The following is a 12,588-nucleotide window of genomic DNA, read 5'->3' as shown; positions in this document are numbered from 1 at the left end:
AAGTCCGCGTAGCTGCCGGCGTCAGCGCAGGTGCGCGGCGGAGAAGACGGGGGCCATCATGTCGAGCCGCCGGGCCAGGTCCGCGAGTTCGGGTGCGGTGCCTGCGGCCGGCGACGCCCGGCTCGCATTCGCCTCGAACCGCGTATCCAGTGCCGCCGGGACGGTGCCGCCCAGCACCGGTCCGCCCAGCACGCCGCGGTCGGCGGGCGGCGAGTCGACCGATGCCGAGGGGGTGATGAGGACCAGCGCGCCCAGGGCGAGGCCGGTGACGGCGGCCCCGGCACCCAGTCGGATCCGACGCCTGCCGTGCGCGGGCGCAGGCGCCGCCGGGGACGGGAAACAGTCGGACGGATGCGGGCGGAGCATGGTGACGAACTGGCCGTCGGTGGTCATCGCCAGGCCGGCGGGCGGCTCGGGCAGGTCCGTGTCCTGCGGGATCGACCGCAGGCTCGACAGCAGGGACGATGGCATGCTCGGCGCCGCGGCCGAACGCAGCGCGGAGCGGGCCTGGATCTGGGCCACGACCTCCTCGGCGCATTCGGCGCAGTGGTCGAGGTGCTGGGTCGCGCGAGAGTGCGCACCGGCGGCGAGCTCGTCGTCGACGAACGCGACGATCGCATCGAGGGTGAGATGCCCTTCCCCCCAGTCGGGCGTACCCACCGAGAAGCGCCGGCGCGCATGCGTCATCCTGCGACCTCCCCAGCCAGAGCCATGTCACCACGACGGATGTCGGGGGTTGCCACCTCGGCACGGAGCCGCTCGAGCGCACCTCGCAGCGCGGCCCGGCCGCGGTGGATCCTGCTTCGCACAGTACCGAGCTTTACCCCGAGGGTCGCGCCGATCTCCTCGTAGGAGAGGCCCTCGACGTCACACAGCACGACGGCCGCGCGAAAATCCGGGGCCAACTCGTCGAGCGCGGCCTGCAGCGCCGGGTCGAGATGGGTCTCGGAGAACACGACCTCCGGCTCCGGCCCCTGCCCGGGGATGCGGTCCGAGTCGTCCGGGAGGGCCTCCATCCGGACCCGGGACCGGCGCCGCACCATGTCCAGGAACAGGTTCGTGGTGATGCGGTGCAGCCAGCCCTCGAACGTGCCGGGCTGGTAGGAGGACAGCGAGCGGAAGACCCTGATGAAGGTCTCCTGGGTGAGGTCCTCGGCGTCGTGCGGGTTACCGGTCAACCGGTAGGCGAGGCGGTAGACGCGGTCACCGTGCTCGCGGACGATCTCGTCCCAGCTCGGCGGCGTCCAGTCCGCCGCGTCCCCCGGAGCCACGGCGGTCGCCGCGGCTCCCGGCGACCCGGCGGTCGCCAACCCGGCACCGAACTGTGCGGTGGCTGGGCGAGGGGTCATATGGGGTGCGCACCTCCTGGGGCGGGTCGTACCGGTCGGAAACGCCCGGTGCGAGCACTTTGTTCCCGCGCCCCCCGGCGGCTACGGTCGACGACCCCGACCGTGCCCGTACAACGTTCCCTCAGGGCTGTGAACGATACGTGAAAAACGTCTGAGAAATACCTGTGAACCCGTGAGCGGCACGTGACGCCCGGGCGTCACGTGCCGCTCACGGGCGCGACAGCGCAATCGCGCCCTTGCCCAGCACCACGATGCCGCCCGGGCTGACCGTGTAGCGCGCGCGATCGAGCGCCAGGTCGACCCCCACCAGCGCCCCCGGGGGGACGACCACGTTCTTGTCCAGGATCGCGCCCCGTACCACGGCGCCGTGGCCGACCCGAGTTCCGGGCAGGACCACCGAATCCGACACCTCGGCGCCGGCGTCGATCCGGACGTTCGGACCGATCACCGACCGGCGCACGATCGCCCCGGAGATGATCGTGCCCGCGCCGACGATCGAGTCCTGCGCGATACCGCCCTCGACGAACTTCGCGGGCGGCAGCGGCGGCGTCGACGTGCGGATGGGCCAGCGGTCGTTGTAGAGGTTGAAGATCGGGTGGATCGAGACGAGATCGGTGTGCGCGTCGTAGTAGGCATCGACGGTTCCGACGTCGCGCCAGTAGCCCGCGTCGCGTTCGGTGGCTCCCGGGACGACGTTGTCGGCGAAGTCGTAGACCGCGGCCTCGCCCTGCCGCACCAGCCGCGGGATGATGTCGCCGCCCATATCGTGGTCGGAGTCGCCGTCCTCGGCGTCGGCGCGCAGGCCGTCGAGCAGCACCTCGGTGGTGAAGACGTAGTTGCCCATGGAGGCGAACGTCACGTCCGGGTCGTCGGGAACCGCGGGTGGGTCGGACGGTTTCTCGAGGAAGTCGACGATGCGCCCGTCGGCGTCGGAGTTGATGCAGCCGAACGCCTTCGCCTCGACCCGCGGCACCCGGATGCCCGCGACGGTGACCCCGGCCCCGCTCGTGATGTGCTGGGCGATCATCTGCGCCGGGTCCATCCGGTAGACGTGGTCGGCGCCGAACACCGCGATGTAGTCGGGCTGCTCGTCGTAGACGAGGTTGAGGCTCTGGAAGATCGCGTCGGCGCTGCCGGTGTACCAGCGGCGACCGAGCCGCTGCTGGGCGGGCACCGTGGTGATGTACTGCCCGAGCACGCTGGACAGCCGCCACGTCGTGGAGATGTGCCGGTCCAGCGAGTGCGATTTGTACTGGGTGAGCACGCAGATCCGATGCAACCCGCCGTTGACCAGGTTCGACAGCACGAAGTCGATGAGACGGTAATTACCACCGAAGGGGACCGCGGGCTTGGCCCGGTCGGCGGTCAGCGGCCACAACCGCTTGCCCTCGCCGCCGGCCAGGACGATGCCCAGCACACTCGCCTGCGGTCTGCCCGGCGCCGAGAGGACCCGGCCTGCGGTCATCGGCGCCATCCGAACATCGTCGCTCCCCCGGACCGGTGGTCCAGCAGGCCTCGCGCGGTCACGGACACGACCCTAGTGTTCCCGCCTGCATCTGGGCCACACCGGGAGAGCCAGGTCGCGCGGGGAGTCGCGGGAGGAATAGCGTCTGCGCGTGCGCATCGGCCTACTCACCCGCGAATACCCACCGGAGGTCTACGGCGGCGCCGGGGTGCACGTCGAGCACCTGGTGCCGGCGCTGCGCGCGCTGGGTTCACAGATCCGGGTCGAGGTGCACTGTTTCGGCGAGCCGCGGGCCGGTGAGGAGGGCACCCGTGCGCACCGGCCGCCCGGTTCGCTGGCCGAGGCCAACCCCGCGCTGCAGACCCTCGGGGTGGACCTCTCGATCGTCGCCTCCCTCGACGGGATGGACGGCAGCGGCGGCAGCACCGTCGACGTGGTCCACTCACATACCTGGTACGCCAACATGGCCGGGCATCTGGCCAAGGTGCTGCACGACGTCCCGCACGTGATCACCGCCCATTCGCTCGAGCCGCGGCGGCCGTGGAAGGCCGAACAGCTCGGCGGCGGGTACCGGCTGTCCTCGTGGGCCGAGCGGACCGCCTACGAACACGCCGACGCGGTGATCGCGGTGAGCGAGGGCATGCGGGCCGACGTCCTCGACTGCTACCCGGCGCTCGACCCGGCCCGGGTGCACGTCGTGCACAACGGCATCGACACCGACCGCTACCGCCCGGTTCCGGGCCGGGCCGCCGTGGCCGCCGCCGGCGTCGACCCGGACCGGCCAATGGTCGTGTTCCTCGGGCGGATCACCCGCCAGAAGGGTCTCGGACACCTGATCGAGGCGGCGCACGCGATCGACCGCGACGCTCAGATCGTGTTGTGCGCGGGCGCGCCGGACACCCCGGACATCGCGGAGGAGACCGAGAAGGCCGTCGCCGAGCTGTCGGCGGCGCGGCCGGGGGTGGTCTGGATGCGCCGCACGCTGGAGACCGCGGAGATCCGCGAACTGCTCTCGGCCGCCACCGTGTTCGTCTGCCCGTCGGTCTACGAGCCGCTGGGCATCGTCAACCTCGAGGCGATGGCGTGCGGCACCGCTGTGGTCGCCTCCGACGTCGGTGGGATCCCCGAAGTCGTCGCCGACGGGGAGACCGGGACGCTCGTGCACTTCGACGAGCACACCGTCGAGGAGTTCCACGCCGGGCTCGCCGGCGCGGTGAACGCGCTGCTGCGCGATCCGGCACGGGCGGCGGCGATGGGTGCGGCGGGCCGGGCGCGCGCCCAAAGCGCGTTCTCCTGGACGCAGGCCGCGCGACGGACGGTGGAGATCTACCGGTCGCTCTGATCCCCGTCAGCCGCGGGTCCGGGGCTGAGTCGTCCAGTCGTCCCGGTCGTCCCGCGCATCCGCGCGCGGGCCCGGTGAGCCGCGACGGCGGACCGGTTGGCGCAGGCCGGTGAGCAGTAACGGCGGGCGGCGTTGCGCGAGGTGTCGGCGTAGACCCGGCTGCATCCCTCGGCCGCGCACACGCCGTGCCGGTCCGTCCCGTACTCCGAGACGAGCATCGCGAGCGCGAACGCTGTGGTGGAGCGGACTCGGTCGACGAGCGAGGCCTCCGGCGGGGTGTAGTGCAGATGCCAGCGCTGCCCGTCGTGTCCGGACAGATGCGGCCCGATCACGACGTCGGCGAGCAGCGCGTTGACGGCGGCCGCGGCGGCGTCGAGGTCCACGGCCTCGAACACGGTGCGCAGCCGCAGCGCCCATCTCCGCAACGCGGGCTCGACCGAGGCGGGGGCGCGTCCGGCCAGATAGCCGTGTTCGACGAGCACATCACGCAGCCCGGGCTGCGGCTCCGCGGGGCCGACCGGCCTGCCCGCCATCGCATTCACCAGCGCCACAGCGGCGCCGAGTGCATCACTTCTGTAACCGATGAAGTCCATTGGCCTATTTCACCTGCTAGCCTGAATGTAAGAGCCTAAAGGACAACACACATTACCGGAGGACGCCGTGACGTTGCGGGACAGGCACTGCGCGCAGTGCGGCTTGCCCAGCGAGGAGACCCACGTGCTCTCGACGCACCACACGTCCGAGGGGTGGGTGCGCTACCGGCGCTGCGTCTGCGGCGAGGTGACGGTCGAGCTGGTCACGCCGGGCCGACCGCCGCGGGACGTGCTCCCGGCTCGTACACGATCCCGTGCGGCGGGGCTGTCGGCCTGACCGTCGATCAGCACGGACGCCGATGGCCTGGTCGCCCGCTCGGCGACCAGGCCATCGGATGAACGGTCAGCCCGTTGCGGCTTTGAGTGCGTCGCCGAGATCGCTGGCCTCTTCCGGGGTCATCTCCACGACGAGGCGGCCGCCGCCCTCGAGCGGGACGCGCATCACGATGCCCCGACCCTCCTTGGTCACTTCCAGGGGACCGTCGCCGGTCCGGGGCTTCATCGCCGCCATCTCGTGCTCCCTCCGTATCTTCTCGTCCAGGGCGCCGGTGCGCTGGGGAGCGCGCACGGCGGGGATGCGGTGCCATTCTCCCCCATCGCTCCGCGGTGCGTACAACCGGCGCGATCAACGCGCCGGGGATTTACCCACCGCATCCGCCGTGTCGCTCTCCGCCGATGGCGCTACCGCCCCTCCTCGGCCCGATGCGCGCCGCCCGCGGCGGCGTGGTCCGCCTCCAGCCGCGCGACCTGGGTGCGCAGCTCGTCGCGTTCGGCGCTCGCCCGGTCGAGCTCCTCGGCAAGACGGTCGAGCACCCAGTCCACCTCCGCCATCCGGTAGCCGCGAACGGCCTGCTGGAACTGCAGCTCACGGACGTCATGGCCGCTGATCTTGCCGATGGGCAACCGGGTGGGCGTCGCCCCGGGGGCGAGCGGGGCAAGCTCCTCCCCGCGGCCGAAAACCGCTGCGGTCAGCCCGAAGACCACGGCCGCGACCACCAGCACGACCAGCAGGTAGATCAGCGCGGTCCCCATGAACCGAATCTCACCACGGGGGCGAAGCCGGCGCGACCACCCGGCTCGCCACCTCTCGCATCGGCGGACGCTCCAGCACCTCGACGCGCCGCAGCGAAGGCAGCCACTCCCCGTCGAGCTGGAGGAACTGGGTGAGAGCGTCGCCGCAGTCGGGCACCCCGCAGCGGCGCAGCACCGCGGCCAGGATCTGCCGGGCCATCACCCCGAGCTGGAGCAACGACCGGTTGCGGTGCTTGCGGACCCCCAGGTTGACCTGGGCGAGACCGTCGAGGCCCAGCCGGTCGAGCGCGTCGATGAGCAGCCCGATCTCCACCCCGTAGCCCGCCGCGAACGGCACTGACTCCAGCAGCTCCCGGGTCGCCGCATACTCCCCACCCAGCGGCTGCACCACCGCGGAAAGCTGCGGGCGCAGCGCCGCCAGCAGGGGCCTGGCCAGCAGTTCCGTGACCCGGCCGCCACCGGTGTCGTTCTCCACGGTCTCCAGCCGCAGCGGGCGCCGGTAGAACCCCTTGACCATGGCCACGTCCGGCACGGTGAGCAGCGGACCCAGCAGCGCCGGGACGAAGCCCGCGTCGAAGTCGACGAGATCGGAGTCGAGGTACACCACCAGGTCGCCGTCGGTGGCCGCCAGCGAACGCCACAGCACCTCGCCCTTGCCCGGCACCGGCTCCAGATCGGGCAGCACGTCCTCGCGGTGCACCACCCGCGCGCCGGCCGCGGCGGCCCGCTCGACGGTGCCGTCGCTCGACCCGGAGTCGACGACGACCAGCTCGTCGACCAGCGGGTCCGGTCCCCGGGTGAGCGGAACGATCGCGGCCACGACCGCGCCGACCGTCTCCTGCTCGTTCAGCGCGGGCAGCACGACCGACACCCGTCTGCCCCGCTTGGCCGCGACCAGCTCGTCGACGGTCCAGCCGGGCGCCTGCCAGGTCCGGCGCTGGAACCACTGCTCGGTGCTCGAGTCCACGGGTGCTCCTCAGGCCAGCGCGCGCACCGTGCGCGCAGGCGGTCGGGTACCCACGATCGAGGCGACCATGTCGACGGTGCGGCGGGTTGCGGCCACCTCGTGCACCCGGAATGCCCTGGCCCCGGCCGCCGCGGCCAGCGCCGTCGCCGCGAGGGTGCCCTCCAGCCGCTCGGTCACCTCCGTGACACCGAGGGTCTCCCCCACGAAGTCCTTGTTCGACAACGCCATGAGCACCGGCCATCCGGTCGCGACCAGCTCGTCGACCCGGCGGAGCAGGGCCAGTCCGTGCCAGGTGTTCTTGCCGAAGTCGTGCGTGGGGTCGATGAGGATTCCGGACCGTGGCACGCCGAGCGCGACCAGCTTCTCGGCCTGCCCGGTCAGCTCGTCGATCACGTCGGCGACGATGTCGGGGTACCGCACCCGGTGCGGGCGGCGGCGCGGGGTGGTGCCTCCGGTGTGCGAGCAGACGATGCCGGCACCGGTCTCGGCGGCGACCTCGCCGAGCGTCGGATCGGCTCCGGCCCAGGTGTCGTTGAGCAGGTCGGCGCCCTCGGCGACGACGAGCCTGCCGACCTCGCCCCGCCAGGTGTCGACGCTGATCACGATGTCCGGGTAGCGGTCGCGGACGGCGGCCACGAACGGCACCACCCGGCGGATCTCCTCCGCGGGGTCGACCTCAGGGCCCGGGCCCGCCTTGACCCCGCCGATGTCGATGACATCGGCGCCCTCGGCGATCGCGCGGTCCACCGCCGCCATCGCCGCATGGTCGGTGAACGTGGCACCGCGGTCGTAGAACGAGTCCGGGGTGCGATTGATGATCGCCATCACCAGCGCGCGGCCGGCGGCAGGGACCCGGGTGCCGAACCGCAGCCCCGGGGCGAGGGCACCAATCTTGACCTCCTCCCCGCCGTGAACGGCGGGGATTCCCGACCTCGCGGCCGGGTCTTCGTGCTTCATCGACGGTCGCCTCCCCGCGCTACGCGCGGGGCGGTCTCACACCATCTCCACACGCACCGACCGCCAGCCCGGCGGCGAGAACGTTCCTGGCCGCATTGACGTCGCGGTCGTGACGCGTGCCGCACCGGCACGTCCACTCCCGCACGTCCAGCGGCAGTGATTCGACGATCGCGCCGCACGCCGAGCAGGTCTTGCTCGACGGGTAGAACCGGTCGATCGCGATCACCTGACGGCCGTACCAGGCGGCCTTGTACTCCAACTGGCGGCGCAACTCCGACCAGCTCGCGTCGGAGATCGCGCGGGCCTGGGAGTGGTTGCGCACCAGGGTGCGCACCGCCAGGTCCTCGAGGACCACCGTTTGGTTCTCGCGGAGGATCCTCGTGGACAGCTTGTGCAGCAGGTCCCGGCGCCGATCGCGGATGCGCCCGTGCACCTTGGCCACCCGGGCGCGGGCCTTGGCCCGGTTCGCCGATCCGTTCTGCTTGCGGCTGAGCGCCTTCTGCGCCCGCGCCAGGCGTTCCCGGTCGCGTCGTTCGTGGCGGGGGTTGGCGACCTTCTCGCCCGTGGACAGCGTGACCAGGGAGGTGATGCCCGCATCGATCCCCACCGCCGAGTCGGTCTTCGGCAGCTCCGCCACGGGGGTCTCGACCAGGATCGAGAGGTGGTACTGGCCGCGCGCGTTCCGGCTCACCGTGACCTGCGAGGGCACCGCACCCTCGGGCAGCGGTCGGGACCACACGATCCGCAGCGGCTCGGCCTGCTTGGCCAGGGTGATCTGCCCATCCCGGTAGGTGAAGCAGCCCCGGAAGTAGGTGGCCGAGTCGGTGGTCTTGCCCTTGCGCTTGAACGTCGGGTACCCGGCGCGCTTGGCCCAGAAGTTCACGAACGCGGTCTGCAGGTGCCGCAGCGTCGCCTGCAGCGGGCCTTTCGACGGTTCGGCCAGCCATGCGGTGTCGGGGTCCTGCTTCCAGGCGGTGAGCATCTTGTCGGTTTCGGCGTGGGTGACCCGCCGCTGTTCCTGTGTCCAGGCCCGGGACCGCTCGGCCAGCGCCCGGTTGTGCACGTACCGGACGCAGCCGAACGTCCGAGCGAGCTGCCCGGCCTGGGCGGGAGTCGGGTAGAAGCGGTAGCGGTACGCCCGCTTGGCCACCCGCTCGCCCATGGTTGACAGAATAGCATGCGGTTCTGTCACGCAGTGGTTGATCCGCTGTCCCCGCCCTGACGGACGGGGCTTGCGCGCTACGAACCCTGGTCATGACACCGATGCTGGCATGTCGTCGGCCGGCGCACAGGCGTCCAGCGCCACCGTCACATCCGTGGCGACGATGAGCCGGGCCAGCGCCTGCGGGCTCGCGAAGCCGCGCTCGACGAGCTCGCGCAGCCAGGCCAGCAGCCCGGCCCAGTGTCCGTCGGGGTCGAGCAGCACCACCGGCTTCGCGTGCATGCCCAGCGTTCCTGCCGTCCAGACCTCGAAGAGCTCCTCGCAGGTGCCGATGCCACCGGGCAGCGCGAGAAAGGCGTCGGTATGGGCCTCCATGACCGCCTTGCGCTCCCGCATCGTGTCGGTGACCAGCAGCTCGTCGGCGAAGACGTCGGCCACCTCCAGGTCGACCAGCGAGCGGGGGATCACTCCGATGGTCCGGGCACCGCAGGCCCGCGCCGCCGTGGCGACCGCGCCCATCATCGAGACCCGGCCACCACCGGAGACCAGGTTCCAGCCTCGCGCGGCGATGCCGGAACCGACCGCGGTGGCCAGATCCAGGTAACGGGCGGGCACCGCGTCCGACGAGGCGCAGTAGACGCAGACCGTGTAGCGCATCAGTGCGTCTCCTCCCACGCCCGGTAGGCCTCGTGCACCACCTTCACTGCGTCGTCGATCTCATCGGTGAGGTGGATCAGCCCGAGGTCCTTCTCGTCGATCTTGCCGCTCGCGGCGACGGTGCGGACGACCCAGTCGTAGAGCCCACCCCAGTACTCGCTGCCGAGCAGCACCACCGGGAACTTGGTGACCTTCTTCGTCTGCACCAGGGTGAGCGCCTCGAACAGCTCGTCGAGAGTGCCGAACCCGCCGGGAAGGCAGACGAACGCCTGGGAGTACTTCACGAACATCGTCTTGCGGGCGAAGAAGTACCGGAAGTTGATCCCGACGTCGACCCAGTCGTTGAGGCCCTGCTCGAACGGCAGCTCGATGCCGAGCCCCACGCTCAGCCCGCCGGCCTCGGAACAGCCGCGGTTGGCGGCCTCCATCGTCCCCGGTCCACCGCCGGTGATCACTGCGAAGCCGGCCTCGGCCAGCGCGGCGCCCAGTGCCCGCCCCTGGGCGTACTCGGCGTGCTCGCGCGGGGTGCGGGCCGAACCGAACACGGTGACGGCACGCGGCAGCTCGGCGAGCGCACCGAAGCCCTCGACGAACTCGGCCTGGATGCGCAGCACCCGCCAGGGGTCGGTGTGCACCCAGTCCGAGGGGCCGCGCGAGTCGAGCAGCCGCTGGTCGGTGGTGGTCGGCTCGATGCGATGCTCCCGGCGCAGGACAACGGGCCCTCGCAGCTTCTCCTCGGGGCGCGGATAGTCACCGTCTGGGGTCATCCGTCAAGACTAGTGACGTTTGGTGTCAGGTCAGGAAACGCGTGAGGACGCTCGCGCATCTGCTGATCACCGAGGTGTCCACGTGCTCCTCCCTCGTATGCGCCAGGTTCGGGTCGCCGGGACCGTAGTTGAGGGCCGGGATCCCGAGGCCGGCGAACCGGGCGACGTCGGTCCAGCCGTATTTGGCTCGTGCGGTGGTTCCGGTCGCGGCGAGGAACTCCTGCGCCGCCGACGTCGAAAGCCCTGGCAGCGCACCGGGTGAAAGGTCGGTGATCGCGAGGTCGAAACCGTCGAACACCTCGCGGACGTGCGCGACGGCGGCGTCGGCATCCCGGTCGGGAGCGAACCGGAAGTTGACGGTGACGACGCATTCGTCCGGGACGACGTTGCCCGCCACCCCGCCCGTGATGCGCACGGCCTGCAGGCCCTCGCGGTAGCCGCAGCCGTCGATATCGACCTCCCGCGGGGTGTAGGCGGTGAGCCGCGCCAAGACGGCGCCCGCGCCGTGCACGGCGTTGTCGCCCAGCCAGGACCGGGCCGAGTGCGCCCGGCGTCCCCGCGTGCGGATCTCGGCCCGCAACGTACCCTGGCAGCCCGCCTCGACCGCGCCGCCGGTGGGCTCGCCGAGGATCGCGAGATCGGCGCGCAGCCACTCGGGCAGCTCGCGCTCGATGCGGCCAAGGCCGTTGCGGGCGGCCTCGACCTCCTCGCAGTCGTAGAGGACCACTGTCAGGTCGTACCGCGGCCGGGTCAGGGTGGCGGCCAGGTGCGCGATGACGGCGTCGCCGGCCTTCATGTCCGAGGTGCCGCAGCCGTGGAGGAGGTCGCCGTCGCGTCGGCTGGGCAGATTCCCGGCGACCGGCACGGTGTCGATATGCCCGGCCAGCAGCACCCGCCGTTCCCGGCCGAGATGGGTGCGGGCGAGTACCGCATCGCCGCAGCGCACGACCTCCAGGTGCGGGGCCTGGGTGCGCAGTGCCTGCTCCAGCGCCCCGGCCAGCGCCGCCTCGTCGCCGGACACGCTCGGGATGTCGACGAGCGCGGCGGTGAGCTCGATGGGATCGGCGGTCAGGTCGAGGGTCGGGGCGGTGAGGGGCACGCCGTGACGCTATCGCCCCGTCGCCGATCCGGTGGGCGAGCCCGTCCGACCGCGAATCCGCCCGGCCGCGCCGCCGCAGATACCCCTCGCCGAACCTTTGCAATGCGCACCGGGACGCACCGGGGGTCGGGTGGCCCAGCATCGCCGTCTGCCGCCGCCGCCCGGGATCGAGGACTGGCGACGATGGCATCCGGAGGACGGCTGAGCGCATCCGCCGGTTACCGTTGCCACCTGTGAGCACCGCACTGCACGCCGAGGGCGCATCCGGTACCGGACTGGCCACCGTGACCGCCGAAGGGACCGTTCTCGACACCTGGTACCCGGCACCGGCGCTGGGTCCGGCCGCCGCCGACGCCGACATCACCGCCGAGCTGGAACCGCTGGCCGGTGCCGACGTGGCCCGCGGGGTGCGGACGAGGATCGTCCGCACCGAGATCGCTTCGCTGGCCGACCCGCCCGTCGACACACACGACGTCTACCTGCGGCTGCATCTGCTCTCGGCGCGGCTGGTCCGCCCGCGCGAGATCAATCTCGACGGGGTGTTCGGACTGCTCGCGAACGTCGTGTGGACCAACCACGGCCCGTGTGCGGTATCCGGGTTCGAGCTCGTCCGGGCCCGGCTCCGGGCCCGTGGACCGGTCGCGGTCTACGGCGTGGACAAGTTCCCGCGGATGGTCGACTACGTGCTGCCCGCCGGGGTGCGCATCGCCGACGCCGACCGGGTCCGGCTGGGCGCGCATCTGGCCGAGGGGACCACGGTCATGCACGAGGGATTCGTCAACTTCAATGCGGGCACCCTCGGCGCCTCGATGGTGGAGGGTCGCATCTCGGCCGGTGTCGTCGTCGACGACGGCTCGGACGTCGGCGGCGGCGCCTCGATCATGGGGACGTTGTCGGGCGGCGGCAAGGACGTCATCTCGGTGGGCAAGCGCTGCCTGGTCGGCGCCAACGCCGGGATCGGGATCTCGCTGGGCGATGACTGTGTGGTCGAGGCCGGGCTGTACGTCACGGCCGGCACCAAGGTCGCGCTGCCCGACGGCAGCACCGTGGCGGCCCGGATGCTCTCCGGGCAGGACGGGCTGCTGCTGCGCCGCAACTCGGTGAGCGGCGCGGTCGAGGCGCTGCCCCGCACCGGCCAGGGCATCGCGCTCAACGCGGCCCTGCACGCGAACTGAACATACAGAACAAAACGGTATTT

15 protein-coding genes are annotated in these 12,588 nt (G+C 71.7%); 3 read left to right on the top strand and 12 right to left on the bottom strand.

Features of this window, described 5'->3' with window-relative positions:
• Window positions 1–21: 21 nt before the first annotated feature.
• The 3 genes from G567_RS26800 to glgC all read right to left on the bottom strand — a co-directional run bounded on the left by G567_RS26800 (window position 22) and on the right by glgC (window position 2,823).
• Window positions 22–687 carry a hypothetical protein gene (locus G567_RS26800; RefSeq protein WP_051232292.1) on the bottom strand — a complete coding sequence of 222 codons (666 nt, stop codon included), beginning with the start codon at window positions 685–687 and terminating at the stop codon, window positions 22–24.
• Complete coding sequence (gene sigE / locus G567_RS26795) at window positions 684–1,349, bottom strand: RNA polymerase sigma factor SigE (protein WP_084795862.1); 666 nt, start codon at window positions 1,347–1,349, stop codon at window positions 684–686. The genes G567_RS26800 and sigE overlap by 4 nt, the downstream gene beginning before the upstream one ends.
• A gap of 208 nt (window positions 1,350–1,557) precedes the next feature.
• Complete coding sequence (gene glgC, locus G567_RS0104520) at window positions 1,558–2,823, bottom strand: glucose-1-phosphate adenylyltransferase (protein WP_245585537.1); 1,266 nt, start codon at window positions 2,821–2,823, stop codon at window positions 1,558–1,560.
• A 142-nt stretch (window positions 2,824–2,965) separates the two neighbouring features.
• Here glgC and glgA point away from each other — a divergent pair, with 142 nt between their 5' ends.
• The gene (glgA, locus tag G567_RS0104515) at window positions 2,966–4,156 is read left to right on the top strand and encodes a glycogen synthase (RefSeq protein ID WP_028929034.1); all 1,191 of its coding nucleotides are present in this window, start codon (window positions 2,966–2,968) and stop codon (window positions 4,154–4,156) included.
• Here glgA and G567_RS31780 read toward each other — a convergent pair.
• Window positions 4,141–4,707 carry a CGNR zinc finger domain-containing protein gene (locus G567_RS31780; protein WP_161631668.1) on the bottom strand — a complete coding sequence of 189 codons (567 nt, stop codon included), beginning with the start codon at window positions 4,705–4,707 and terminating at the stop codon, window positions 4,141–4,143. The genes glgA and G567_RS31780 overlap by 16 nt on opposite strands.
• A gap of 109 nt (window positions 4,708–4,816) precedes the next feature.
• On the opposite strand from G567_RS31780, the gene G567_RS26785 reads away from it, so the two are divergent.
• On the top strand, window positions 4,817–5,026 hold the full coding sequence (locus G567_RS26785; RefSeq protein WP_037055869.1) for a hypothetical protein: 210 nt from the start codon (window positions 4,817–4,819) through the stop codon (window positions 5,024–5,026).
• A 66-nt stretch (window positions 5,027–5,092) separates the two neighbouring features.
• On the opposite strand, the gene G567_RS26780 is transcribed toward G567_RS26785, so the two are convergent.
• From G567_RS26780 to dapE, 8 genes are all read right to left on the bottom strand, one after another.
• On the bottom strand, window positions 5,093–5,260 hold the full coding sequence (locus G567_RS26780) for a DUF3117 domain-containing protein (RefSeq protein ID WP_084795897.1): 168 nt from the start codon (window positions 5,258–5,260) through the stop codon (window positions 5,093–5,095).
• A gap of 170 nt (window positions 5,261–5,430) precedes the next feature.
• Window positions 5,431–5,781, bottom strand: coding sequence for a DivIVA domain-containing protein (locus G567_RS0104495; protein WP_028929033.1), 351 nt, complete (start codon window positions 5,779–5,781; stop codon window positions 5,431–5,433).
• 10 nt (window positions 5,782–5,791) lie between these two features.
• Window positions 5,792–6,748 (bottom strand): glucosyl-3-phosphoglycerate synthase, encoded by a 957-nt coding sequence (locus G567_RS0104490; RefSeq protein WP_028929032.1) that lies wholly within the window; start codon window positions 6,746–6,748, stop codon window positions 5,792–5,794.
• Between the two features lie 9 nt (window positions 6,749–6,757).
• On the bottom strand, window positions 6,758–7,573 hold the full coding sequence (folP, locus tag G567_RS0104485) for a dihydropteroate synthase (RefSeq protein ID WP_245585553.1): 816 nt from the start codon (window positions 7,571–7,573) through the stop codon (window positions 6,758–6,760).
• Between the two features lie 151 nt (window positions 7,574–7,724).
• Window positions 7,725–8,867, bottom strand: coding sequence for an RNA-guided endonuclease InsQ/TnpB family protein (locus G567_RS0104480; protein ID WP_028929030.1), 1,143 nt, complete (start codon window positions 8,865–8,867; stop codon window positions 7,725–7,727).
• A 90-nt stretch (window positions 8,868–8,957) separates the two neighbouring features.
• Window positions 8,958–9,524, bottom strand: coding sequence for an LOG family protein (locus tag G567_RS0104475; RefSeq protein ID WP_037055863.1), 567 nt, complete (start codon window positions 9,522–9,524; stop codon window positions 8,958–8,960).
• Window positions 9,524–10,291 (bottom strand): LOG family protein, encoded by a 768-nt coding sequence (locus G567_RS0104470; protein WP_028929028.1) that lies wholly within the window; start codon window positions 10,289–10,291, stop codon window positions 9,524–9,526. Before G567_RS0104470 ends, G567_RS0104475 begins: the two co-directional genes overlap by 1 nt.
• A 25-nt stretch (window positions 10,292–10,316) precedes the next feature.
• Window positions 10,317–11,390, bottom strand: coding sequence for a succinyl-diaminopimelate desuccinylase (gene dapE / locus G567_RS0104465; protein ID WP_028929027.1), 1,074 nt, complete (start codon window positions 11,388–11,390; stop codon window positions 10,317–10,319).
• Window positions 11,391–11,614: 224 nt separating this feature from the next.
• On the opposite strand from dapE, the gene dapD reads away from it, so the two are divergent.
• Window positions 11,615–12,565, top strand: a complete 951-nt coding sequence (dapD, locus tag G567_RS0104460; RefSeq protein WP_222595669.1) for a 2,3,4,5-tetrahydropyridine-2,6-dicarboxylate N-succinyltransferase — start codon at window positions 11,615–11,617, stop codon at window positions 12,563–12,565.
• The last annotated feature ends 23 nt before the right edge of the window (window positions 12,566–12,588 follow it).

This window comes from Pseudonocardia asaccharolytica DSM 44247 = NBRC 16224, assembly GCF_000423625.1.
GTDB classification, from domain to species: Bacteria; Actinomycetota; Actinomycetes; order Mycobacteriales; family Pseudonocardiaceae; genus Pseudonocardia; species Pseudonocardia asaccharolytica.
Note: the sequence above shows the minus strand (reverse complement) of the source record. Positions and strands in the feature narration are given on the sequence as shown.